At 61.9% G+C, this 23,516-nt stretch carries 25 protein-coding genes; 16 read left to right on the forward strand and 9 right to left on the reverse strand.

Annotated elements, in window-relative coordinates; all coding sequences use genetic code 11:
- Positions 1–105 precede the first annotated feature (105 nt).
- The 6 genes from ACUN0E_RS24955 to ACUN0E_RS24980 all read left to right on the forward strand — a co-directional run bounded on the left by ACUN0E_RS24955 (position 106) and on the right by ACUN0E_RS24980 (position 6,464).
- Positions 106–1,140, forward strand: coding sequence for a methionine ABC transporter ATP-binding protein (locus tag ACUN0E_RS24955; protein WP_408520573.1), 1,035 nt, complete (start codon positions 106–108; stop codon positions 1,138–1,140).
- On the forward strand, positions 1,130–1,783 hold the full coding sequence (locus ACUN0E_RS24960) for a methionine ABC transporter permease (protein WP_054037200.1): 654 nt from the start codon (positions 1,130–1,132) through the stop codon (positions 1,781–1,783). The genes ACUN0E_RS24955 and ACUN0E_RS24960 overlap by 11 nt, the downstream gene beginning before the upstream one ends.
- 26 nt (positions 1,784–1,809) lie before the next feature.
- A complete protein-coding gene (locus tag ACUN0E_RS24965) occupies positions 1,810–2,610 on the forward strand; it encodes a MetQ/NlpA family ABC transporter substrate-binding protein (RefSeq protein ID WP_445568269.1) in 801 nt (266 codons plus the stop codon).
- A gap of 261 nt (positions 2,611–2,871) precedes the next feature.
- Entirely contained in the window at positions 2,872–3,621 is a 750-nt protein-coding gene (locus ACUN0E_RS24970; protein WP_445568270.1) for an electron transfer flavoprotein subunit beta/FixA family protein, read from the forward strand.
- Between the two features lie 13 nt (positions 3,622–3,634).
- Positions 3,635–4,570 carry an electron transfer flavoprotein subunit alpha/FixB family protein gene (locus ACUN0E_RS24975; protein WP_408333906.1) on the forward strand — a complete coding sequence of 312 codons (936 nt, stop codon included), beginning with the start codon at positions 3,635–3,637 and terminating at the stop codon, positions 4,568–4,570.
- Positions 4,571–4,673: 103 nt separating this feature from the next.
- Complete coding sequence (locus ACUN0E_RS24980; protein ID WP_445568271.1) at positions 4,674–6,464, forward strand: acyl-CoA dehydrogenase; 1,791 nt, start codon at positions 4,674–4,676, stop codon at positions 6,462–6,464.
- Positions 6,465–6,633: 169 nt separating this feature from the next.
- Here the strand turns inward: ACUN0E_RS24980 and ACUN0E_RS24985 are convergent, their stop codons facing one another.
- The gene (locus ACUN0E_RS24985) at positions 6,634–7,920 is read right to left on the reverse strand and encodes a D-amino acid dehydrogenase (protein WP_445568272.1); all 1,287 of its coding nucleotides are present in this window, start codon (positions 7,918–7,920) and stop codon (positions 6,634–6,636) included.
- A 169-nt stretch (positions 7,921–8,089) separates the two neighbouring features.
- Between ACUN0E_RS24985 and ACUN0E_RS24990 the strand changes: the two genes are divergently transcribed.
- Both ACUN0E_RS24990 and ACUN0E_RS24995 read left to right on the forward strand, forming a co-directional pair.
- Positions 8,090–8,578 carry an Lrp/AsnC ligand binding domain-containing protein gene (locus ACUN0E_RS24990; RefSeq protein WP_035547518.1) on the forward strand — a complete coding sequence of 163 codons (489 nt, stop codon included), beginning with the start codon at positions 8,090–8,092 and terminating at the stop codon, positions 8,576–8,578.
- Between the two features lie 98 nt (positions 8,579–8,676).
- Positions 8,677–9,822 carry a PA0069 family radical SAM protein gene (locus tag ACUN0E_RS24995; protein ID WP_445568273.1) on the forward strand — a complete coding sequence of 382 codons (1,146 nt, stop codon included), beginning with the start codon at positions 8,677–8,679 and terminating at the stop codon, positions 9,820–9,822.
- A gap of 16 nt (positions 9,823–9,838) precedes the next feature.
- On the opposite strand, the gene ACUN0E_RS25000 is transcribed toward ACUN0E_RS24995, so the two are convergent.
- Positions 9,839–10,306 carry an NINE protein gene (locus ACUN0E_RS25000; RefSeq protein ID WP_408195319.1) on the reverse strand — a complete coding sequence of 156 codons (468 nt, stop codon included), beginning with the start codon at positions 10,304–10,306 and terminating at the stop codon, positions 9,839–9,841.
- Between the two features lie 192 nt (positions 10,307–10,498).
- Positions 10,499–11,629 carry a PQQ-dependent sugar dehydrogenase gene (locus tag ACUN0E_RS25005; RefSeq protein WP_445570514.1) on the reverse strand — a complete coding sequence of 377 codons (1,131 nt, stop codon included), beginning with the start codon at positions 11,627–11,629 and terminating at the stop codon, positions 10,499–10,501.
- A gap of 244 nt (positions 11,630–11,873) precedes the next feature.
- Between ACUN0E_RS25005 and rpsP the strand changes: the two genes are divergently transcribed.
- The 6 genes from rpsP to ACUN0E_RS25035 all read left to right on the forward strand — a co-directional run bounded on the left by rpsP (position 11,874) and on the right by ACUN0E_RS25035 (position 16,181).
- A complete protein-coding gene (rpsP, locus tag ACUN0E_RS25010; RefSeq protein ID WP_006050280.1) occupies positions 11,874–12,128 on the forward strand; it encodes a 30S ribosomal protein S16 in 255 nt (84 codons plus the stop codon).
- 117 nt (positions 12,129–12,245) lie between these two features.
- On the forward strand, positions 12,246–12,980 hold the full coding sequence (rimM, locus tag ACUN0E_RS25015) for a ribosome maturation factor RimM (protein ID WP_445568274.1): 735 nt from the start codon (positions 12,246–12,248) through the stop codon (positions 12,978–12,980).
- 24 nt (positions 12,981–13,004) lie between these two features.
- A complete protein-coding gene (gene trmD, locus ACUN0E_RS25020; RefSeq protein ID WP_408222323.1) occupies positions 13,005–13,772 on the forward strand; it encodes a tRNA (guanosine(37)-N1)-methyltransferase TrmD in 768 nt (255 codons plus the stop codon).
- A 155-nt stretch (positions 13,773–13,927) separates the two neighbouring features.
- Positions 13,928–14,317: a 50S ribosomal protein L19 gene (rplS, locus tag ACUN0E_RS25025; protein ID WP_012433948.1), complete on the forward strand. Its 390-nt coding sequence runs from the start codon at positions 13,928–13,930 to the stop codon at positions 14,315–14,317.
- 93 nt (positions 14,318–14,410) lie between these two features.
- A complete protein-coding gene (locus ACUN0E_RS25030) occupies positions 14,411–15,127 on the forward strand; it encodes a CoA pyrophosphatase (protein WP_445568275.1) in 717 nt (238 codons plus the stop codon).
- 115 nt (positions 15,128–15,242) lie between these two features.
- Positions 15,243–16,181, forward strand: coding sequence for a CobD/CbiB family protein (locus ACUN0E_RS25035; protein ID WP_325045466.1), 939 nt, complete (start codon positions 15,243–15,245; stop codon positions 16,179–16,181).
- A gap of 163 nt (positions 16,182–16,344) precedes the next feature.
- Here the strand turns inward: ACUN0E_RS25035 and ACUN0E_RS25040 are convergent, their stop codons facing one another.
- The 3 genes from ACUN0E_RS25040 to ACUN0E_RS25050 are packed head-to-tail and all read right to left on the reverse strand — an operon-like array spanning position 16,345 to position 18,893.
- Positions 16,345–16,665, reverse strand: coding sequence for a putative signal transducing protein (locus ACUN0E_RS25040; protein WP_408222318.1), 321 nt, complete (start codon positions 16,663–16,665; stop codon positions 16,345–16,347).
- Positions 16,666–16,695: 30 nt separating this feature from the next.
- On the reverse strand, positions 16,696–17,637 hold the full coding sequence (gene rsgA / locus ACUN0E_RS25045; protein WP_445568276.1) for a ribosome small subunit-dependent GTPase A: 942 nt from the start codon (positions 17,635–17,637) through the stop codon (positions 16,696–16,698).
- Positions 17,634–18,893, reverse strand: a complete 1,260-nt coding sequence (locus ACUN0E_RS25050) for a M48 family metallopeptidase (RefSeq protein ID WP_408222314.1) — start codon at positions 18,891–18,893, stop codon at positions 17,634–17,636. The genes rsgA and ACUN0E_RS25050 overlap by 4 nt, the downstream gene beginning before the upstream one ends.
- A gap of 167 nt (positions 18,894–19,060) precedes the next feature.
- On the opposite strand from ACUN0E_RS25050, the gene orn reads away from it, so the two are divergent.
- Positions 19,061–19,678, forward strand: a complete 618-nt coding sequence (gene orn, locus ACUN0E_RS25055) for an oligoribonuclease (protein ID WP_445568277.1) — start codon at positions 19,061–19,063, stop codon at positions 19,676–19,678.
- 22 nt (positions 19,679–19,700) lie between these two features.
- Here orn and mog read toward each other — a convergent pair whose 3' ends face one another.
- Together mog and yjgA are read right to left on the reverse strand one after the other, a co-directional pair.
- Positions 19,701–20,345 (reverse strand): molybdopterin adenylyltransferase, encoded by a 645-nt coding sequence (gene mog, locus ACUN0E_RS25060; RefSeq protein WP_445568278.1) that lies wholly within the window; start codon positions 20,343–20,345, stop codon positions 19,701–19,703.
- The gene (gene yjgA / locus ACUN0E_RS25065) at positions 20,326–20,937 is read right to left on the reverse strand and encodes a ribosome biogenesis factor YjgA (RefSeq protein ID WP_445568279.1); all 612 of its coding nucleotides are present in this window, start codon (positions 20,935–20,937) and stop codon (positions 20,326–20,328) included. Before yjgA ends, mog begins: the two co-directional genes overlap by 20 nt.
- 303 nt (positions 20,938–21,240) lie before the next feature.
- Between yjgA and pmbA the strand changes: the two genes are divergently transcribed.
- Entirely contained in the window at positions 21,241–22,611 is a 1,371-nt protein-coding gene (gene pmbA, locus ACUN0E_RS25070; RefSeq protein ID WP_445568280.1) for a metalloprotease PmbA, read from the forward strand.
- A gap of 166 nt (positions 22,612–22,777) precedes the next feature.
- On the opposite strand, the gene ACUN0E_RS25075 is transcribed toward pmbA, so the two are convergent.
- On the reverse strand, positions 22,778–23,278 hold the full coding sequence (locus ACUN0E_RS25075; protein ID WP_325044882.1) for a dihydrofolate reductase: 501 nt from the start codon (positions 23,276–23,278) through the stop codon (positions 22,778–22,780).
- Between the last annotated feature and the right edge of the window lie 238 nt (positions 23,279–23,516).

The following is a 23,516-nucleotide window of genomic DNA, read 5'->3' on the forward strand; positions in this document are numbered from 1 at the left end:
CGGTGCTGCGGTAGAATTGCGGGCTCAAATCCCAATAAAAGCAACGGCGGCCGCTTGTCGGGAGCGCATAACGCTCGTTGGCAAACTCCGCCGTTTCGTTTTTCCATGATCGAAATACGCAATATCTCTCAGCGCTTTGCAGGACCCCGGGGCTGGGTCGAGGCGCTGCACAACGTCAATCTGTCGATTCCAGCGGGTGAGGTGTTCGGCATCATTGGCCGCAGCGGCGCGGGCAAGAGTACGCTCGTGCGCACCGTCAACCTGCTGACACGCCCGAGCGAAGGCAACATTGTCGTCAACGGCCGCGATCTGACAACGCTGCCCGCCGCGCAATTGCGCGAGGCGCGTCGCGAAATCGGCATGATCTTCCAGCACTTCAACCTGCTGTCGTCGCGCACGGTGTACGAGAACGTGGCGTTGCCGCTCGAGCTCGCCGGCATGAAGCGCGACGAGATCGAGGCGAACGTGCTGCCGTTGCTCGAACTGGTCGGCCTGTCGGCGCAGAAGGATCGTTATCCGGCACAGATCAGCGGCGGGCAGAAGCAACGCGTCGGTATCGCGCGTGCGCTGGCGAGCAAACCCAAAGTGCTGCTCTCCGACGAAGCGACTTCGGCGCTCGATCCCGAGACCACGCGCTCGATTCTCGACCTCCTCAAGCGCATCAATCGCGAACTGAACCTGACGATCGTGCTCATCACGCACCAGATGGACGTGATCAAGCAGGTCTGCGACCGTGTCGCGGTGCTGGATGCGGGCCGCGTGGTTGAAGAGGGCAAGGTCATCGACGTGTTCCTGCAACCGCATCATGAAGTGACGCGTGCGCTGATCGGCGACGTGATCGCTCAGGAACTGCCGCCCGCCATGAAAGCGCGCGTGGCCGAACGCCTGAAGACGGGTAGCGGCCACTTGCTGCGCCTGGCGTTCACCGGCTCGGGTGTCGATCAGCCGATCCTGTCGGAAACGATTCGTCGCTACGAACTCGACTTCAACATCCTGCACGGCCAGATCGACGAGATCCAGGGTCAGGCGTTCGGCTCGCTCGCGGTGCTCGTGGGCGGCGAATCGGTGAAGGTGGCGCAGGCGCTGACGTATCTGCGCGAACAGGGCGTGGTGGTCGAGGAGCTGTCGTATGTTGAGTGAAATGTTCGATATGTTCGTCCAGTCGTTCTGGGAAACGCTCGTGATGGTGGGCATCTCCGGGCTGGTCGGCGCGGCGGTCGGCTTGCCGCTCGGCGTGCTGTTGTATCTGACGGACCGTCAGGGCGTGTTGCAGAACATTGCCGTGAATCGTGTGATGGGTGTGATCGTCAACGCCGTGCGCTCGACGCCGTTCATCATCCTGCTGGTCGCGGTGATTCCGTTCACGCGCCTCGTGGTGGGTTCGTCGATCGGCACGGCTGCGGCCGTGGTGCCGCTGACGATCGCCGCAGCGCCGTTTATCGCGCGTCTGGTTGAGACAGCGTTGCGTGAAGTCGATCGCGGTCTGATCGAAGCGGCGCAGGCGATGGGCGCCACCACCAGCCAGATCGTCTTCAAGGTGCTGTTGCCGGAGTCGCTGCCGGGCGTGGTCGCCGGTTTGACGATTACCTTCGTGTCGCTGGTCGGCTATTCGGCGATGGCCGGTGCGATCGGTGGCGGCGGGCTCGGGGATCTGGGCATTCGTTACGGGTATCAGCGTTTCCTGCCGGAAGTGATGGTGACGGTCGTGGTCATTCTGATCGTCTTCGTGCAACTGGTGCAGTCGTTCGGGGATTGGCTCGTGCGTCGTTTGAGCCATAAATAAACAAGCGTCATCGCAAAAGGTCATTCATGCAACGTCGTTTCATTCTCAAGCTGGCCGCCACGCTCGGCGCCGCGTCGCTGTTCGCTGCCGCCACCGCGGCTCACGCCGAAGACACGATCAAGGTCGGTGTCACCGGCGGCCCGCACGCGCAGATCATGGAAGTCGTGAAGACGGTCGCGGCAAAGAACGGTCTGAACATCAAGATCGTCGAGTTCTCCGACTACGTGCAGCCGAACGCGGCGCTTGCCGGCGGTGACCTGGACGCGAACAGCTACCAGCATGACCCGTACTTGCAGGCGCAGGTGAAGGACCGCGGCTACAAACTGATCCGCATTGCCGATACCGTCACTTACCCGATGGGCATCTACTCAAAGAAAGTGAAGACGCTGGCTGAATTGCAGCCGGGCGCAAAGATCGCGGTACCGAACGATCCGACCAATGGCGGCCGGGCACTTCTGTTGCTGCAAAAGCAGGGTCTGCTGAAGCTGCGCGCGGACGCCGGCCTCAAGGCAACGCCGCTCGACATCGTCGACAACCCGAAGAAGCTGAAGATCGTCGAACTCGACGCCGCGCAAATCCCGCGCTCGCTGAATGACGTGGACGCCGCCGCGATCAATACGAACTTCGCGATGGAAGCCGGTCTGAAGCCGAAGCAGGACGCGATCGCCATCGAAGACCCGAAGGGTCCGTACGTGAACATCATCGCAATTCGCGAAGCTGACAGGAACAAGCCGTGGGTCGCCAAGCTGGTCGCGGCTTATCATTCGCCGGAAGTGAAGCAGTTCGTCGAGGGTAAGTTCGGCGGGGCGGTGACCACTGCCTGGTGATTTGACGGCTGGTTTTTCAACCGTTTTTCCCGATTGTTGGCATAGCAAGATACGACGGCAATGCAAAATTAGAGTCGTCCGTCTTAACCCGGGGTTGTCGCCCGGGTTTTTTCGAGATTAAAATAGAACGATCGTTCGATATTGCCGTCACGCCGCTGAGGAGCGATATCCTCCTGCTAAAGCACCCGCGACAAGGCTGTCATGAGGGCAGTCGCTATAATGTTCGTTGGGTTGACGTATTCGTAACTTTGGAGCGTGTGCATGAAAATCCTGGTGCCAGTGAAGAGAGTGGTCGATTACAACGTGAAAGTCCGGGTGAAGTCGGACGGCACGGGCGTCGACATCGCGAACGTGAAGATGTCGATGAATCCGTTCGACGAAATCGCGGTGGAAGAAGCGGTGCGTCTGCGCGAATCGGGCGTGGCGACCGAAGTGATCGCCGTGTCGGCCGGTGTGACGCAAGCGCAGGAAACGCTGCGCACGGCGCTCGCGATTGGTGCGGACCGCGCGATCCTGATCGAGTCGAATGAAGAACTGCAGCCGCTGGCGGTTGCCAAGCTGCTGAAGGCGCTGGTCGACAAGGAACAGCCTGGGCTGGTCATTCTGGGCAAACAGGCGATCGACGACGATTCGAACCAGACCGGCCAGATGCTGGCTGCGCTGGCTAACCTGCCGCAAGCCACGTTCGCGTCGAAGGTTGTCGTGGCCGACGGTAAAGCTACGGTTTCGCGCGAAGTGGACGGTGGTGCTGAAACGCTGTCGCTGAGCTTGCCGGCCGTGATCACGACCGATCTGCGCCTGAACGAGCCGCGCTATGTGACGCTGCCGAATATCATGAAGGCGAAGAAGAAGCCGCTGGAAATCGTCAAGCCGGAAGACCTGGGTGTCGACGTTACACCGCGTCTGAAGACGCTGAAGGTTGTCGAGCCGCCGAAGCGCTCCGCCGGTGTGAAGGTGCCGGATGTGAAGACGCTGGTCGAGAAGCTGAAGACCGAAGCCAAGGTGCTGTAAGGAGACGGACGAAATGACGAATCTGGTAATTGCAGAACACGATAACGCGTCGATCAAGGCCGCGACGCTCAATACGATTGCAGCCGCGCAGAAGATCGGTGGTGATATTCACGTGCTGGTGGCAGGTCACAACGCACAGGCCGCGGCTGATGCGGCAGCGAAGATCGCAGGCGTGAGCAAGGTGTTGCTGGCCGACGCGCCGCAGCTCGAGGCAGGGCTGGCCGAAAACGTCGAAGCGACGGTGCTGAACATCGCGAAGGACTATTCGCACATCCTCACGCCGGCGACGGCTTACGGCAAGAACATCGCACCGCGTATCGCCGCGAAGCTGGACGTCGCGCAGATCAGCGACATCACGGCAGTGGACAGCGCTGACACGTTCGAGCGTCCGATCTACGCGGGTAACGCAATCGCTACGGTGCAATCGGCTGACCCGATCAAGGTCATCACGGTCCGCACGACCGGCTTCGATCCAGTGGCGGCCGTTGGCGGCAGCGCAACGGTCGAGACGATCGAAGCGGCAGCCGACAGTGGCCTGCTGCAGTTCGTCAGCCGTGAAGTGACGAAGCTGGATCGTCCGGAACTGACGTCGGCGAAGATCATCGTCTCGGGCGGCCGTGGTCTCGGCAACGGCGAGAACTACACGAAGGTTCTCGAGCCGCTGGCCGACAAGCTGAACGCAGCGCTGGGCGCATCGCGCGCGGCTGTCGATGCGGGCTTCGTGCCGAACGACTATCAGGTCGGCCAGACCGGCAAGATCGTCGCGCCGCAACTGTATGTGGCGGTCGGAATCTCGGGTGCGATCCAGCATCTGGCCGGCATGAAAGACTCGAAGGTGATTGTCGCGATCAACAAGGACCCGGAAGCGCCGATTTTCAGCGTCGCCGATTATGGTCTGGTGGGCGACCTGTTCACGGTCGTGCCGGAACTCGTTAGCGAGCTCGGCTAAGCGCCGCAGCGCCGGTTAAAAGGCGTCTGGCAGCATACGAAAGGGCGCGGGACCTATCAAGTCCGGCGCCCTTTTTATATCGAAAGGCAGGAGGAGAACTGAAATGAGCTATACGGCGCCCATCAAGGACATGCTGTTCGTGATGAAAGAACTGGCCGGTCTCGAACACATCGCGACGCTGCCGGGCTTCGAAGACGCGAACCTCGAGACCGCGCAGGCAGTGCTCGAAGAGTCGGCGAAGCTGTGCGGCGAAGTGTTGGCGCCGTTGAACGTCGAAGGCGATCGCAATCCGAGCAGCTGGAAGGATGGCGTGGTCACCGCAACGCCGGGTTTCAAGGACGCATTCCGCCAGTTCGGCGAAGGCGGCTGGCAAGGCGTGCAACATCCGGTCGACTACGAAGGCCAGGGCCTGCCCAAGCTGATCGCGACACCGTGCGTCGAAATGCTCAACGCGTCGAACCTGTCGTTTGCGCTGTGCCCGCTGTTGACCGACGGTGCAATCGAAGCGTTGCTGACCGCCGGCACCGAAGCGCAAAAACAAACCTACGTGCCCAAGCTGATTTCCGGCGAGTGGACCGGCACGATGAACCTGACCGAGCCGCAGGCCGGCTCCGATCTCGCGATGGTGCGCTCGCGCGCCGAGCCGCAGGGCGATGGTTCGTTCAAGCTGTTTGGCACCAAGATTTTCATCACGTGGGGTGAGCACGACATGGCGAAGAACATCGCCCATCTCGTGCTGGCGCGCACGCCAGATGCACCGGAAGGCGTGAAAGGCATTTCGCTTTTCATCGTGCCGAAGTTTCTCGTCAACGAAGACGGCTCGCTCGGCGAACGTAACGACGTGCATTGCGTGTCGATCGAGCACAAGCTCGGCATCAAGGCGAGCCCAACCGCGGTGCTGCAATTCGGCGACCACGGCGGCGCGATCGGCCACCTGATCGGTGAAGAAAATCGCGGCCTCGAGTACATGTTCATCATGATGAACGCGGCGCGTTTCGCGGTGGGAATGCAGGGCGTCGGCGTGTCGGATCGCGCGTATCAGCAGGCTGTGGCGTATGCGAAGGATCGCGTGCAAAGCCGGCCTGTGGATGGTTCCGCGAAGCAGTCGGTGGCGATCATTCAGCACCCGGACGTGCGCCGCATGCTCGCGACGATGCGTGGCCTGACCGAAGCCTCGCGCGCATTGGCCTATGTCGCCGCGGCCCATTGCGATATCGCCCATCGTCATCCCGACGAAGCAAAACGTGCGGAGCATCAGGCGATCTATGAATACCTCGTACCGATCGTGAAGGGCTGGAGCACGGAGTTGTCGATCGACGTGACGAGCCTCGGCGTGCAGGTGCACGGCGGCATGGGCTTCATCGAAGAAACCGGCGCCGCGCAGTACTACCGCGACGCGCGCATCCTGCCGATCTACGAAGGCACGACCGCGATCCAGGCCAACGACCTGATCGGCCGCAAGACTGTGCGGGATGGCGGCAAGGTGGCGAAGTCGCTGCTGGCCGATGTGACGGAAACGATCGACGCGCTCGGCGTGCAACAGGGCGCTGCGTTCGACTCGATGAAGAAGTATCTGACGCAGGGTCATCGCTCGCTGAGTGCGGCGGTCGATTTCGTCGTCGCCAACACGAGGAGCGATCCGAACGCGGTGTTTGCCGGCAGCGTGCCGTATCTGAAGCTGGCGGGCGTTGTCCTGGGCGGCTGGCAGATGGCGCGTGCGTTGCTCGTGGCGGCTGAAAAGCGCGCCGAAGATCCCTCGTTCTATGGCGCGAAAATCGCGACCGCGCAGTTCTACGCGGAGCACGTGTTGCCGCTGGCGTCAGCGTTCGAAGCGTCGATCGTCAGCGCGAAGGGCGGGGAGAGTGTGCTGGCGTTGTCGGAAGATCAGTTCTGAGGCCGCGCTTCTCTCGAGCTGTGTAGCGAAAGCTCGTGGGTAAAAGCAAACGGCGCCCTGTGTTGGGGCGCCGTTTGCTTTTGTCAGGCCGGTTTCTTGGCGATAACAAAACCGGCTCAACCGCTCGCGAAGCGTTAATCGTTAAGCCTCAATTCCAAGCCTCTAAGCTTCATGCATAAGCCGGACGATGTGCACTGCCAGTCTCGCCGAGATAGCGATGCACCGACAGATCGTCCGCCTTGATCACCGGCTGCTTGCCCGACATCACGTCGGCCAGCAATTGCCCCGAGCCGCACGACATCGTCCAGCCCAGTGTGCCGTGCCCCGTGTTCAGGAACAGGTTCGATACTGGGGTGCGGCCGACGATCGGCGTGCCGTCCGGCGTCATCGGACGCAGACCGGTCCAGAACGTGGCTTTCGATGTATCGCCGCCGCCCGGGAACAGATCGTTCACGCACAGTTCCAGCGTCTCGCGGCGCGCCTCGCGCAACGATTTGTCGAAGCCGACGATCTCGGCCATGCCGCCGACGCGAATCCGGTCGTCGAAACGCGTGATCGCGATCTTGTACGTCTCGTCGAGCACGGTCGAAATCGGTGCGGACGCTTCGTTGACGATCGGCGCGGTGATCGAATATCCCTTGAGCGGGTAGACCGGAATCTTCACGAGGCCGGACAGGAATTTGGTCGAGTATGAACCGAGCGCTACGACAAACGAATCCGCGCGCACCAGTTCATCGCCGCATTGCACGCCGGCGATACGGTCGCCCGCCATGGCGAGCGCATCGATCGGGGTGTTGTAGCGGAACTTGACGCCCAGTTGTTCGGCCAGCGCGGCGAGGCGCGTGGTGAACATCTGGCAGTCGCCGGTTTCGTCGCCCGGCAGGCGCAGACCGCCCGTCAGCTTGTGCGAGACCGCGGCGAGTGCCGGTTCGGCTTGTGCGAGTTCGGCCGGCGACAGCAATTCATACGGCACGTTGGCTTCCTGCAGCACGGCGATGTCTTTCGCGGCGCCATCGAATTGTTGTTGCGTGCGGAATACCTGCAGCGTGCCGCCGGCGCGGCCTTCGTACTGGATGCCGGTTTCGGCGCGCAGCGCTTGCAGGCAATCACGGCTGTATTCGGCGAGGCGGACCATGCGCCCCTTGTTCACCGCATAACGCGACGACGTGCAGTTTTGCAGCATCTGCCACATCCATTGCAACTGGAATTGCGTGCCGTCGAGGCGGATCGCCAGCGGCGCATGTTTCTGGAACATCCACTTGACGGCCTTTAGCGGCACGCCCGGCGCCGCCCACGGCGACGCGTAGCCCGGCGAGATCTGACCGGCATTGGCAAAGCTGGTTTCGAGCGCCGGGCCGGCTTCGCGATCGATCACGGTCACTTCATGACCGGCGCGCGCCAGGTAATAAGCACTCGTCACTCCGACAACGCCACTGCCCAAAACGACGACTCGCATAGCTGCTCCAGGATATCCAATAAGAGTTCTGAGGGCGGCGCGCTCGTCGATTCGGTTGAATTCATTCGATTAACGAGGTGTAACGAGGATCGCCCAGTGTTAACCGCTATACTATTAACAGTCGGGTAGGTTTTGTTATTGTATTTTCAGGATTTTCAGCAAAAACACTATGCGTACACAGCGCCAGCCGGTCCGTTCCCTCGACAAACTCGATCACAAGATCCTGCGGCTCCTGCAGCAGGACGGCCGGATGGCGATGAAAGACCTTGCCGAACAGGTCGGACTGTCGGTCACGCCTTGCATCGAGCGCGTCAAACGAATGGAACGCGACGGCGTAATTACCGGCTATCACGCACGTGTGAACCCGGCTGAACTGGGCGCCGCGCTGCTGGTGTTCGTCGAGATCACGCTCGATCACAAAAGCGGCAACATGTTCGACCAGTTCCGCCGCGAGGTGCAGAAGATCCCCGAGGTGCTGGAGTGCCACCTCGTGTCGGGCGACTTCGACTATCTGATCAAGGCGCGCATCGGCGAAATGGCTGACTATCGCAAGCTGCTGGGGGACATCCTGCTGCAACTGCCCGGCGCGGTGCAATCGAAGAGCTACGTGGTGATGGAGGAGATCAAGGAAACGCTGACGATTGCGGTTGGCGATTAGCTCGTGCGGTAGCTGCATGGCTGGACTCGACAAACGGCGTAAACACTGTATATTTATACAGGTATTTTGCGCCGTTTTTGTTTTTGTGTGCTCCAGCCGTGACCAACTCCGACCCCCACTCCGCTCGCGAATTTCCGATCGCTCCGCCGGCGCCTCGCAAGGGGCGCGGTGCAGTGACGAACCTGCAAGGCCGTTACGAAGTCGACCAGCGCGAAGTGGTGGACGACGGCTGGCTTTCTTCGCCGGAAGAAGACGGCGGGCCGAAGGTCTTACGCACAGAGGTTTTCGAAGAGCGGGCCAAGACCATTCTCACGCGCAATGCGTCGCCGGATATCCCGTTTGGCGTGTCGCTGAACCCGTATCGGGGCTGCGAACATGGCTGTATCTACTGCTTTGCGCGGCCTACGCATAGTTATCTGGGGCTGTCGCCGGGGCTCGACTTCGAAAGCCGCATCTACGCGAAGATCAATGCGCCGGAATTGCTCGAGCGCGAGTTGTCGAAGAAGTCCTACGTGCCCGAACCGATCGCGCTGGGCGTCAATACGGACGCCTGGCAACCCGCCGAGCGCGATTTGCGGCTTACGCGGCGGGTGATCGAAGTGCTCAGCGAACGGGGGCATCCATTCGCGGCGATCACCAAATCGTCACTGATCGAGCGCGATCTCGATCTGCTCGCGCCCATGGCGGCGCGCGGGCAGTTCATGGCTGCCATTACCATCACCACGCTGGACGCGGATATCGCGCGCACGCTCGAACCACGCGCGGCCACGCCGTCGCGTCGACTGCGCACGATCCGTACGTTGAGCGAGGCGGGCATTCCTGTTGGCGTCAGCATCGCGCCAGTGATTCCGTTCGTCACCGAGCCGGACATGGAGCGCGTGCTGGAAGCCTGTGCGGAAGCCGGCGCATGCAATGCGAGCTATATCGTGCTGCGCTTGCCGTGGGAAGTTGCGCCGCTATTCAAGGATTGGCTCGCGGCGCATTTTCCTGATCGTGCTGACCGGGTGATGAGCCGCGTACGCGATATGCGAGGCGGGAAGGACTATGACTCGAACTTCTCCACTCGCATGAAGGGGGAGGGCTTGTGGGCGGATCTGCTAAAGCAGCGATTCCAGAAAGCCACGCGCCGTTTGGGACTGAACCGGCGCGATCGCGGGATTCTGGATATGTCACACTTTCGCCGGGGCGAGCCGCCGTGTGCCGAAGCGCCGGCGCGTGACAATCCTCAACTGAATCTTTTTTAGCGTAAAGCGCAGGCGGTTATTGCGACAGCGCTTTGGCGGCTTGCACCTGGCCTTCGAAGTAAGTCTGGAATGAGATCGCGAGACCCGTCATCAGCAGGAATGCGCCGATCAGCAAGGAAAAGATCACGATGAAAATGACGGTCCAGCCGGAGCGGCTTTTGCGTTGAGTTTGTGCGTTGAACTGCGCATCCCATTTTTCATCGGGACGCAGGCCGTAGACGATCGCAGCCAGAAAGGCGGAGAGCAGCGAAACGGCGCCGAAAAAAGCGAGCACCCAGCCGAGCATTGAAGCCCGCTCGCTCGCCACTACCAGCATGGCGCCCGGAATCCCGATCAGCGTGCCGAGCAGATGAGCCCAGCCGTAAATGTCGCGCATGCCGTACAGATAGAAGCGGTGAGCGCCAAGGCTGCCGAAGAAGAACGCCAGTGCGGCGGTAATCGTCTTGGATCTGAAATGTGAGGAAGTCGAAGCAAGAGTGGACATGTAGGCCAGAGCTGAGTGACAGGCGGTCGAAAGGAGCGGGGCGCCGGTGGGCGCGGATCGACGCGCATTCTACGCCACGCCGCGTGGCGCCGACCGCGCGGCGTGCGATCGCCTCGGCCGTGCGGGCCACTGAAGGCGTCGCGGGTTTGGCTGGGCGGGCCGGCGGAGCGCCCGGCTGCTCGACGGTTACGGCTAAGGCGCCGAGTAGGTCACACGGTAGACCGCCCCAGCATAGTCGTCGCTGATCAGGAGCGAACCGTCAGGCATCGGTTGGACGTCGGCTGGGCGGCCCCACACCGCTTCGCCCGGCTGGAGCCAGCCTTCGGCAAAGACTTCCTGATGCGCGTTGCTACCGTCCGGGTTGGTGATCACCCGCACGACCCGGTAGCCGACCTTCTTGCTGCGATTCCACGAGCCGTGTTCGGCGATAAAAATATTGTCTCGATACGCGGCCGGAAACATCGAGCCGCTGTAAAAGCGCATGCCGAGCGAAGCGACATGCGCACCGAGTTTGACAACCGGCGGCGTGAAAGCGCTGCACGGATGGTCTTTGCCGAATTCGGGGTCGGGTGTGTCGCCGCCATGGCAGTACGGAAAGCCGAAGTCCATGCCTGTGCGCGGCGCGCGATTGAGCTTGTCGTCGGGTACGTCGTCGCCCATCAGGTCGCGGCCGTTGTCGGTGAACCACAGTTCGTGCGCCACCGGATGCCACGCGAAGCCGACGGTGTTGCGGATGCCGCGCGCCACGACTTCGTAGTGGCTGCCGTCCGGGTCCATACGGCCGATCAGTCCGTAGCGGTCGCGGTCTTTCAGGCAGACGTTGCAGGGCGCGCCTTGTGGTACATACAGCTTGCCGTCCGGCCCGAAAGCGATGAATTTCCAGCCATGATGCGTTTCTGCCGGGAGTTTGTCGGTGACAACGACCGGCTTGGGCGGGTCGTTCAGATGGGCGTCGATCGCGTCGAAACGTAGAATTCTCGACACCGCGGACACATACAGCGCGCCATCCCGCCACGCCACGCCCGCTGGCGTTTCCAGTCCCGATGCGATCACGTGACGGGCCGCCACGCGCCCGTTCTGCAGTTCGAGCGCGTAGACGTGGCCGTCGAGGCTGCCTATATAAAGAATGTCCTTCGGCGAAAGCGCCATGGCCCGAGCGCTCGGCACCGCGTCCGACAACACTTCAATATGGAAGCCCGGCGGCAGCTTGATGCGCTCGACCGGCAGCGCGGCTAGCGCCGGCAGGGCCGTGGCGGCGAGCAATACCGCCGCGCCGGCTCGCCGTGCCTGAACGCGGGCGGCGCCCGAAAAGCCGGCAAGCAGCGAAGAACCGACAACTCGTTGAAAGACGGCGAACGAAGCGAAGAAAAACGCAGGCGGAGGCAGGAGTTTCACGGGCGTTCCATCAGGTAATTCGGGCGTTTCGGCGTGATCTGGAGGCCCTGCCTGCATAGCCGGCGCAACCCCGTCGCTCAGTTTATCCCGGTAAGTGTTTGTTATGGCGTCGGTTTCCCGCTATAATCGCGTGTTTCAGTCGTTCCGAACCCCGGTTTTCAAGGATTCTAGTATGGTCATCATCCGCTTGGCTCGTGGCGGCTCCAAGAAGCGCCCGTTCTACAACATCGTCGCAACCGATTCGCGTAACCGTCGTGACGGCCGCTTCATCGAACGCGTTGGTTTCTACAACCCGGTCGCTACGAAGGGTGAATCGCTGCGTATCGCTCAAGACCGCCTGACGTACTGGCAAGGCGTTGGCGCACAACTGTCGCCGACCGTCGAGCGTCTCGTGAAAGAAGCGCAAAAGGCGCAGCCGGCTGCTTAATGGTAGCTAGCATGCGTATCGTCGTCGGTTCGGCCGGCGGCTCGCGCAGCTTGCGTGAGCAGTCCGATGCGCGAGTTTTGCTGAAACAGACGTCGAAGTTGGCAGCGAGGTTCTCTTATGTCTGAGCGTGATTCCAGCAGTTCAGGTCGCGTGAAGGCAAAAGCGGCGGCCCCGCGCGCGAAGACGTCTGGTCAGGCGCCGTTCGGTGCATTCGTCCGCAAGCCGGTCGAAGGGGCCGAAGGCAAGGCGAAAGCCAAAGTTGCAAGCACCGGTTCCAGCGCAGAAGAAATGCGAGCGGAAACGGTGGAAAGCTGGCCGGCCGATGCGGTCGAGGTCGGTGCAATTGTCGACGCTTACGGCCTCAAAGGTTGGGTCAAGGTGGCCGCGCATGCGGACGCCGGGCACGGCGGAGACGCATTGCTAAGCGCGAAGCGCTGGTGGTTGCTGAAAGGCCAGGAGCGCAAGTCGGCGCCGTCATTACACGCAAAAACGCATAGCGACAGTGTCGTTGCCCATCTGGGCGGCGTAACTGACCGCGATGTGGCGCTGGCACTGCGCGGCACGCGTATTTATATCAGCCGCAGCGAGTTTCCGGCCCTCGAAGCCGATGAATTCTACTGGGTCGACCTGCTCGGCCTGGATGTGGTGAACGTTGCCGGAGTCAATCTCGGCAAGGTTGCAGACATGATCGACAACGGTGCGCACTCGGTGTTGCGCGTCGAATACCCGGATACCGACAAAAGCGGTAAGCCGGTCACCGGCGAGCGTTTGATCCCGTTCGTCGGCGTCTTTGTCAAAACGGTGGATCAGGCGGCGAAGCAGATCATCGTCGACTGGGAAGCCGATTACTAAATAACTCGCTGAATGGAGAGAGCGATGCAGTTCGATGTCGTGACGCTCTTTCCTGACATGTTTCGTGCGCTGACCGACTGGGGCATCACCAGCCGTGCGGCGAAGCAGGAGCGCTACGGGTTGCGCACGTGGAATCCACGCGATTTCACGACCGACAACTACCGCACAATCGACGATCGCCCGTACGGTGGCGGCCCCGGCATGGTGATGCTGGCCAAGCCCCTGGAAGACGCGATCGGCGCGGCGAAAGCTGCGCAGGCGGAGCAGGGCATTGGCGCGTCGCGCGTCGTGATGATGTCGCCGCAAGGTGCTACGCTGAATCACGACCGTGTCATGCAGTTTGCGGCCGAGCCCGGTCTGATTCTGTTGTGCGGGCGCTATGAAGCGATTGATCAGCGTTTGCTCGACCGTGTCGTCGACGAGGAAGTCAGTCTTGGCGACTTCGTGCTGTCCGGCGGGGAATTGCCGGCCATGGCGTTGATGGATGCCGTGGTGCGTCAGTTGCCGGGGGTGCTGAACGACTCGCAATCGGCGGTGCAAGATAGTTTCGTCGACGTGCTGCTGGATTGTCCGCATTACACGCGTCCGGAGGAATACGACGGCGTGCGTGTGCCTGATGTGCTGCTTGGCGGCCATCATGCGGAAATCGAAGCGTGGCGTCGGCGTGAAGCCTTGCGTAACACGTTGAACAAGCGGCCCGATCTGATTCAGAAGGCCAGAAAGAACAAGATGTTAAGCCGTGCCGACGAGGCATGGCTTACGAGTCTCGCGAAGGAAGTGTCGAAGGCGTAAAGCCTTGGGCTTTCGAGCGGACATAGGCGGTGCCGCACATGCGTGTACGGCGCCAGATGTGAACCCATCCTCTATCGGGGCCGTAGCCGCGCGCAATAGGCAAACCCTACGCGAGGCAGGTACGAACGCCGACAAGATGGACTTAGGAGTCAGTGATGAATCTGATTGCAATACTCGAGCAGGAAGAAATCGGCCGCGCTCTCGGCGAGAAGACCATCCCCGAATTCGCCCCCGGCGATACGGTGATCGTTAGCGTGAACGTGGTTGAAGGTACGCGTAAGCGTGTTCAGGCTTACGAAGGCGTCGTGATCGCCAAGCGTAACCGTGGTCTGAATTCGTCGTTCATCGTCCGCAAGATTTCGTCGGGCGAAGGCGTCGAGCGTACGTTCCAGACGTACTCGCCGCTGCTGGCAAGCATCGTCGTGAAGCGTCGTGGCGATGTGCGTCGTGCGAAGCTGTATTACCTGCGCGACCGTTCGGGCAAGTCGGCTCGGATCAAGGAAAAGCTGGTCGCGAAGAAAGACCGCGCTGCTCCGGAAGCGTAAAAGCTGTAAGAAAAAGCACCCCTCGCGGGTGCTTTTTTGTTTGCCAGGTCAAAATAGCGGAATGTCCCCAATCCGCTCATTCCGAGAAACCCGTTGATCCGCCCCGCCTTTGAGCCTGAAACTCTACCTGTCGAAGCGACGGGCGCCGATCTGCCACCGGTGGTTGCCGGGCGCCTGACGCCCGATGGTCTGCGCGCGCGTTTCGAGCAGCGTCTGAGTTGGACGCCTGAGCCGATTATCGAAGCCCCCTGGCGCGATCAGCACGTCGATCCGCGTGTTGCCGCTGTGCTGGTGCCACTGGTCGTGCGCGATAACGGCCTCACTGTGTTGCTGACCCAACGAGCCGACCATCTGAGCGACCACGCGGGCCAGGTGAGCTTTCCCGGCGGCCGTCACGAACCGTTCGACGCTGATGCGACCGCCACGGCCTTGCGCGAGGCACAGGAAGAAGTCGGTCTCGATCCATCACGCGTTGAAATTCTCGGTGCGTTGCCCGACTATCTGACGGGCACCGGGTTTCGTGTGACGCCCGTGATCGGTCTCGTACATCCGCCATTCACGTTGAAAGCCGATGCACTCGAAGTAGCCGACGTCTTCGAAGTGCCGCTCGCTTTTCTAATGAATCCCGCGCACCACGAGGAGCGCGTGTTTCGTTACGAAGGCGGCGAGCGTCGTTTCTTTGCCATGCCCTATCCGCGGGCTGCGTCGGCGGAAGCTGAAGATCGCGAGCGCCAGGTGGGCGGTCATTATTTCATCTGGGGCGCGACGGCGGCGATGCTGCGCAACTTCTATCGCTTTCTCGCGGCATGAGCCACGTCGGTTTGTGCAGTTGTCGAGTGTTTGTCAATGTCCGCGCTCAGTCGCATCCGACCCTGTGCTATCGTTATAAAACAATCGTAAAAACTCGAAAAGCACGGCGCATCGCATGACTTTTTTCTCTGTATTGCTGGCTCTGATTATTGAACAGGTGCGCGCGCTGTCGCTGAACAATCCAGTGGCGGCATTGCTTCAATACCATGCGGAGTCGGCGGCGCATGGATTCGATGCCGGCAAGCCCAAACACGGCGTGCTCGCGTGGCTCGTGGTGGTGGTGCCCTGGACGCTGGCCGTCGCGCTCGTCTACTACGTGCTGTATCACATTCACTTCGCGCTGGCCTTCCTGTGGAATGTCGCGGTGCTGTACTTCACGCTCGGCTTCCGGCAGTTCAGCCATTACTTCACCGACATCCACCTCGCGTTGAACAACGACGATGTGCCACGCGCGCGTGAAATCCTGAATGAATGGACCGGGCTCGACACGGTGGACATGCCCGTCAGCGAGATCGTGCGTCATACGCTGATTCACGCGGTGGTCGCCTCGCACCGGCACGTGTTCGGCGTGTTTTTCTGGTTCCTGATTCCGGTCGGGCCGGCCGGCGCGGTGCTGTATCGGATTGCCGAGTATCTGGCGCGCACGTGGGCGCGGCCGGTCGACGACCGCACCGCCGCGTTTTCGAGTTTTGCGCAGCGCGCCTTCTTCGTGATCGACTGGGTGCCGGCGCGGCTTACGTCGCTGGGCTTTGCGATCGTCGGTAATTTCGAAGACGCGATTTATGCGTGGCGCAACCACGCGCGTCAGTGGCCGGATGCGAACGACGGCGTGTTGCTGGCCGCGGGCAGTGGGGCGTTGGGTGCGCGTCTGAGTGGGCCGCTCGCTGAGCAGTCGAGCCTTGACGCGCTGGCTACCGGCGATGGCGGCCCGATGCAGGTCGGCGACGACTGCACGCCGCGCACGCTGCAATCGGCGGTGGGTCTCGTATGGCGCGCGGTGGTGCTGTGGATGATCCTGTTGTTGATGCTGACGATTGCGGTGTGGCTTGCTTGAATCAGTGCACGACTAACGCAACGCAAAAAAGCCGGGTAAGCAACCCGGTTTTTTTATTGATTACGCTGCGGCGACTTTAGCGCCTGGTATTTGAGGCTGAGCCGCCTCACCGTTTTCCCCTCGCGTCGGAACCGTTTCACCGTTCATCTAGGCCCCAACCGCTTCAGCCATCCAGCGGATCACGCGCCGTCCCGCACTGCCAGCACACCGTGAACTGCGCTTCGAGCGTCTCTCCGCACTGGCGGCATTGCCACGAAGGCGAGCCCGCAGCCGGTCCATGTGACGCCACGTCGATCAGGCGTCGCGCCATCGCCTCGTCGCGTTCGTCGACGAGCCACAGCTCCGGCGCGCACTGATCCGCCGGAATATCCCCAAGCGCTCCATTCAGATAACGGTTGTGCAACTCGCAAGCGATGCCCGCCGTCTCCAGCACATTGACCCAATGCTGTCCGATGATCAGATTCGGCGCGCGCATCAATTTCATCGTGAATCCATGGGTTGACAGCGACGCGCCTCAGCGCACGATCTGGCTGGCTTCGTGCACCAGTTGCGCGTACAGGGCGTGCCGTTCGCGCCGGATGTGACCATCGGCAACCGCTTCGAGAATCGCGCAGCCCGGCTCCTGCAGGTGATGGCAGTTGTAGAAGCGGCAGTTCGGCAGCAACGGCCGGAACTCGGGAAACGCGCGTTCGAGCCGGCCTTCGGTCAGATGATGCAAGCCGAATTCCTGAAAGCCTGGCGAATCGATCAACGCACCACCATCGCCACCGGGCAAAGGGTAGAGCCGCGTGAACGTGGTGGTATGCCGCCCGCTGTTCAGCGCGGTCGAGATCTCACGTGTGGCGACTTCGGCATTCGGAATCAGCAGATTCACCAACGTCGATTTGCCCATGCCCGACTGACCGAGCAGCAGCGTCGAGTGACCTTGCAGATGCTCGATCAAAGCGGCACGCGCGGCGTCAGGCTGCGTCTTGATCGACACTTCGACCACGGTGTAACCGAGTGCGCGATACGATTCCAGCCGCTTGCGGGCTCCCTCTAGCGCGCCGGTCACGTCGGTCTTGTTCAGCACGATCAGTGGCTTGAGTTCGTGTGCCTCGGCGGCAACCAGCGCGCGCCCAAGCAGATCCTCGCTGAAGTGCGGCTCGGTCGCGCGCACGACCAGCAACTGATCGAGGTTCGCGGCAAAGAGTTTCGACTTGTACTGGTCCGAGCGATACAGCAGATTGCGCCGCTCGCCGATCTCGACGATCACGCCCTGATCTGCCGAAGTCGGTTCGTAAATCACGCGATCGCCGACCGCTACTTCGCTGCGCTTGCCGCGCGGGAAGCACTGGAGCATCGGGCTGCCGTCTTCCGGTGCGACCATGTAGTGGCGCCCATGAGCGGCAATCACGAGCCCGCCTACGCGCGTGCTGGACGGCGCGCGCGGCGCTTTCGGGGAGCGGCCGCTCATGCGTGCCGCAGCAGGCGGTCGATCCGCTGCGACGCTGGCGGATGCGAGTAATAGAACGCGGTGTAGAGCGGATCGGGCGTCAAGGTCGACGCGTTGTCCTCATACAGCTTGACGAGCGCGTTGACGAGGTCTTGCGCATCGGTTTGTGTGGCGGCGAAGGCGTCAGCTTCGAATTCGTGCTTACGCGAGCTCAGGCTGCCGAGCGGCGTAACAAAGAACAGGAACACCGGCAGCGCGAGGAAGAACAGCACCAGCGCGAGACCGCTATTGCCGCCGATCAGCGACGGCCGCACCCCCAGTCCTTCATAAAACCACACGCATTGCGTCAGCCAGCCGAGCAGGGCGAGCATCGCGAGGCTGATCGCGAACGTGACGATCATCCGCTTGATCACGTGACGGCGCTTGAAATGGCCGAGTTCGTGCGCGAGCACCGCTTCGATCTCGTTGCCTGACAGGCGTGCGAGCAGCGTGTCGAAGAACACGATCCGCTTGGCCGCGCCGAAGCCTGTGAAATACGCATTGCCGTGTGCCGAACGACGGCTGCCGTCCATCACGAACAGGCCCTTGGCGGCGAAGCCGCAGCGCTGCATCAGCGCTTCGATGCGGCTTTTCAGCGCGTCGTCCTTGAGCGGCTCGAATTTGTTGAAGAGCGGCGCGATAAACGACGGATACAGGACCAGTACGAGCATCTGGAACGCGACCCACACGATCCATGTCCACAGCCACCACAGGCTGCCTGCCTGGTTCATCAGCCACAGCACGACAAACAGCAGCGGCAGGCCGAACGCGGCGCCGAGCAGGACGCCTTTGAGACGGTCGAGGAAGAAAATACCCTTGCTCATCCGGTTGAAGCCGAAGCGTTGCTCAACCACGAATTGCCGGTAGTACTCGAACGGCAGGTCGATCACGCTGGTGATCGCGATCACCGCGGCGACCAGCGCGATCTGGCCGGCGTAGCCGCGGCCCAGCCAGTCGGAAATCGCCAGATCGAGTGCCTGGACGCCGCCGAGCAGCGTCAGCCCGATCAGCACAGCCGCACCGACGACGATCTCGATCATTGTCAGCCGGGTGCGTTCGACGGTGTAGTCCGCGGCACGCTGGTGTGCGGTGAGCGCGATGGTGCCGGCGAACTGGCTCGGCACCTGCTCGCGATGGCCGGCGACGAAGCGGATCTGCCGCGACGCGAGCCACAGTTTGGTGCTGACCATCGCCACGACGGCGACGACGAACAGAACAGTGAAGTACAGGGTAGGCATCCGGGGATTCCGTGGTATCTATGCGAGAATTATATGTTTCTTCCCGCCTGGCGGCGGGGCGATAAGTCCAAACCGGCCCAAACCGGCTCAAACCAATCTCATACGAACAATTGCTGCGGCAAGCGTGCTTTCAGTAAGCCGTCTGCCCGGCCATCAGGGTTGCCTTCATGACTGACATCCTCTCATCCACCGAACAGCCGCCGCTCGTGCGCAGCGACATGAATCTCGTCTGGCTGGACATGGAAATGACCGGGCTCGAGCCGGACACCGACCGCATCATCGAAATCGCAGTGGTGGTGACGAATTCCACGCTCGACAGGCTGGTCGAAGGGCCGGTGCTGGCGATTCATCAGAGCGACGAGACGCTCGCCAAAATGGATCAGTGGAACCAGAACACGCATGGCCGCTCGGGCCTGATCGACCGCGTGAAGGCGTCGACGGTGAACGAAGCCGACGCCACCGAACAGATTCGCAACTTTCTCAGCGCTTATGTGCCACCTGGCAAATCGCCGATGTGCGGCAACTCGATCTGCCAGGATCGCCGCTTCATGGCGCGCTGGATGCCGGATCTGGAGCGCTTCTTCCATTACCGCAATCTCGACGTCAGCACGCTGAAGGAACTGTGCCGCCGCTGGCAGCCGGTGATCTACAAGGGTTTTCAGAAACGCGCGATGCACACGGCGCTGGCCGACATCCATGAATCGATCGATGAGCTGAAGTACTACCGCGAGCACTTCCTGATTCCGGCGGCCTCGCAGGTGCCGCAAGCGCCCGCCGCGGAATAACCCACTGGCTGCCGTTCCAGCCTTAATCCGGCCGAGGCGCGCGCACCGCGTTCTTCGGCCGGAATGTCTTCACCACGTCGGCGTTGGTTTCAATATACGGGCCGCCGATCAGGTCGATGCAATAGGGCACGGCGGCGAAAATTCCCGGCACCTTCACTGCGCCTGCTGTTTCGGCGTCACGCAAGCCTTCCAGCGTTTCCTTGATCGACTTCGGCTGACCCGGCAGGTTGATGATCAGCGCGGCATGTCCGGCCGTTTCGCGGATGACGGCCACCTGGCGCGACAGAATCGCCGTCGGCACGAAATTCAGGCTGATCTGCCGCATCTGCTCGCCGAAACCCGGCATTTCCTTCGTGGCCACCGCCAAAGTCGCTTCCGGTGTCACATCGCGGCGTGACGGACCAGTGCCGCCGGTGGTCAGCACCAGATCGCAACCGACCTCGTCGACCAGTTCGATCAGCGTGGCGGAAATAGTGAGCGCTTCGTCCTGAATCAGCCGGGTGACCACCTGAAACGGCGAGGTTAGCGCGAGGCCGAGCCATTCCTGCAGCGCCGGTATGCCTTTGTCCTCATATACGCCGGTGGACGCGCGGTCGCTGATCGACACGAGGCCGATCACGATTTCGTCGGGATGCTGACGCGGCGGCTTAGGCGTCGCGGTCGTCATCGTCGTCTTCCAGGGCGTCTTGCGCGTCGGAATCAGTATCGGCAGACGGGCCGTCGGCATTTTTGACCCACTGGAACAATTCGCGGAAATAGCGCGGCGGCTTGTTTTGCTGCGCTTCTTTGCGGGCGTTGCGGATCAGCGTGCGGCCCTGCTGCGGGTCGGCATTCGGGTGCTGGCGGATGAATTCGGTCAGCGCGGCGTCGTCGGCCAGCAGTTTTTCGCGGGTGCGCTCAATCCAGTGCAGCTTGGCCGTTTCTGCCTTATTGACGCCGTTATAGGTGTCGAGCGCGGTGCGCAGCGCGGCGGTTTCCTCGTCCAGCAGCGAGCGCATTACGCGCCCGACGTACTGTACCTGGCGGCGCTTGCCTTCGTGATCGGTGATGCGGCGCGCTTCGCGCACGGCGTCGTCGAGCTTTTCGGGCATTGGCATGCGCTTGAGCGCGTCTTTGGGCAGCGCGATCAGCGCCGAGCCCAGCTCCTGCAGCTCGTGCATGTCGCGCTTGAGCTGGGACTTGCTGGGACGGTCGTAGCCGTTCTCGTCGACTTCCGGTTCGGCGGACTCGATGGGTTGAATGCGGGTTTTGCGTGTCATACCGATATTGTAGCGTGCCGCGCCCTCTGAACCCGCCGTGCTGCTGTGCATAAGGCCTTGCATCCGGGTTTTTGCAAACGCCGCGAGGCTGGCCAAGCCGGGAGAAAGCCGGGGCAACCTCAAGACAGCGCCAGGGCAGCGCCGAGGCAAAGCCACGCTCAGCGAATGCCAGGTACAGCTTCGCGTACCTTGCTATGATCGCGGGATGCGTAACCACGCACATGCGCACGCAAATGTACCCGCACGTGCGTGGCATGGGCGAACACACAGGGCCGCTCGGCCCCGAACAGGACGGCAACGACAATGGCAGCAGACATGGACGTCAAGCAGCGCTTTTTTCCGCATACCCAGGATGAACTGAAGGAAATCGCCTCGGACATCCTTCGTCACGCGAAGTCGCTCGGCGGTACGGACGCGGCGACCGAGATTTCCGAAGGCGACGGCCTGTCCGTCTCCGTGCGGCGCGGCGAAGTCGAGACGATTGAACACAACCGCGACAAGATGGTCGGCGTGACGGTGTTCATCGGCAACAAGCGCGGCAACGCGAGCACCTCGGACTTTTCGTCGCAGGCTTTGAAGGACACGGTGGCGGCGGCGTACAACATCGCCCGCTTCACCGCTGAAGACGATTGCGCGGGCCTCGCCGAAGCAGACTTGCTCGAAACCGCACCGCGCGATCTCGATCTGTATCACCCGTGGAATCTGTCGGCCGACGAAGCGGTGGAAATCGCCCGCCGCTCGGAAGACGCCGCGTTCGCGACCGATCCGCAGATCAAGAATTCGGAAGGCGCAAGCGTCTCGGCCCAGCACTCGCAGTTCGTGCTGGCTACTTCGCGCGGTTTCCTCGCCGGCTATCCGTACTCGCGTCATTACATCGCATGCGCGCCGATTGCCGGCAGCGCGCGCAATATGCAGCGCGACGACTGGTACACGTCAACCCGTAGCGCGGGCGACCTTGCCGATCCGGAGGCGGTGGGCCGTTACGCGGCGCAACGGGCGCTGTCGCGCATCGGCGCGCGCGGGCTCGACACGCGCAAGGTGCCGGTGCTGTTCGAAGCGCCGCTCGCCGCCGGCATTCTCGGTGCGTTCGTTCAGGCAACGAGCGGCGGCGCGCTGTACCGCAAGACCTCGTTCCTCGTCGACAGCCTCGGCAAGCCGGTGTTTGCGCCGCACGTCCAGGTGGTCGAGGATCCGCACGTCGCGCGTGCGATGGGCAGCGCGCCGTTCGACGAAGAAGGTGTGCGTACCAAACAGCGCTCGGTGGTGAAGGACGGCGTGGTGGAAGGCTACTTCCTGTCCACCTACTCGGCGCGCAAGCTCGGCATGCAGACAACCGGTAACGCGGGCGGCTCGCACAATCTGTCGCTGCGCAGCTCGAAGGCGCGTCCGGAAGACGACTTCGAAGAAATGCTGAAGAAGCTCGGCACGGGCTTGCTGCTGACCGAACTGATGGGGCAGGGCGTGAACTACGTGACGGGCGATTATTCGCGCGGCGCGTCGGGCTTCTGGGTCGAGAACGGCAAGATCCAGTATCCGGTCGAGGAAATCACCGTCGCCAGCACCTTGCAGGAGATGTTCCGCCATATCGTCGCGATCGGTGCGGATACGATCACGCGCGGCACCAAGGAAACGGGCTCGGTGCTGATCGAAAGGATGACCATTGCGGGCCAGTAAGCGGTTCGATTAAAGCGGCCGCAGACCGGCGCAGTCCGGTCGCGCAAGAAGGCCGAATGAAAAACGCCACGCAAGCCATTGCGTGGCGTTTTTTTTATGCGTGCGTTGTGGCGGGTGGCAAATGCAGAATGCCTTCAGCCTGATGCGCCAGGCTCAGCGCAAACCCTCAAGCACCCTTACGCTTATAAGTCACGAACGCATAATCGAAATCATTCGGCGCGTCCGCGCGATGCGTTTCGTGCGCGACTTCTTCCCACTCGCTTTCATCGAGTTCAGGAAACGTGGCGTCGCCTTCAAAGTCGGCGGAAATCTCGGTGACGATCAGCTTGTCCGCCTGACGCAAACCTTCCGCATACAACTGCGCGCCGCCGATCAGAAACGCTTCCGGCGCCTGGTCCTGGGCGGCGAGCTTGAGCGCGTCCTCGAGGGTGGTGGCCGCGTCGCAGCCCTGAAAGCGCCGTGCGGCATCCCGTGTCACGACAATGTTGCGGCGTCCCGGCAACGGCCGGCCGATCGATTCATGCGTCTTGCGGCCCATGATGATGGGCGCGCCCATCGTGGTGCGCTTGAAGAACGCGAGGTCTTCGGGAAGTCGCCAGGGCAACTGGTTGTTGCGGCCGATCACGCCGTTATTGGCGCGAGCGACGATCAGAGTGAGCGTCGTCATCGAATGGAAAGGGGAACGTAACCAGGCTGATTCTACCTGAGGCACGAGACGGCACTGCTGTGTAAGCCGGCGCGTCGCCCGGACGGGCGGCTACGCTGGCGCCAGCCTGACCGGCTTACCTTTCCACTGTGGCGGGGCATTGATGCACTGGCCGGGCCGCCGGCGCTTCCACCGTGGCAGGCTGGAAAGCGCTTCCCGTGCAGTCGGTGTCTTACCCATGGCAGGCCATGCCGCACCC

The organism is Paraburkholderia sp. D1E (assembly GCF_052682275.1).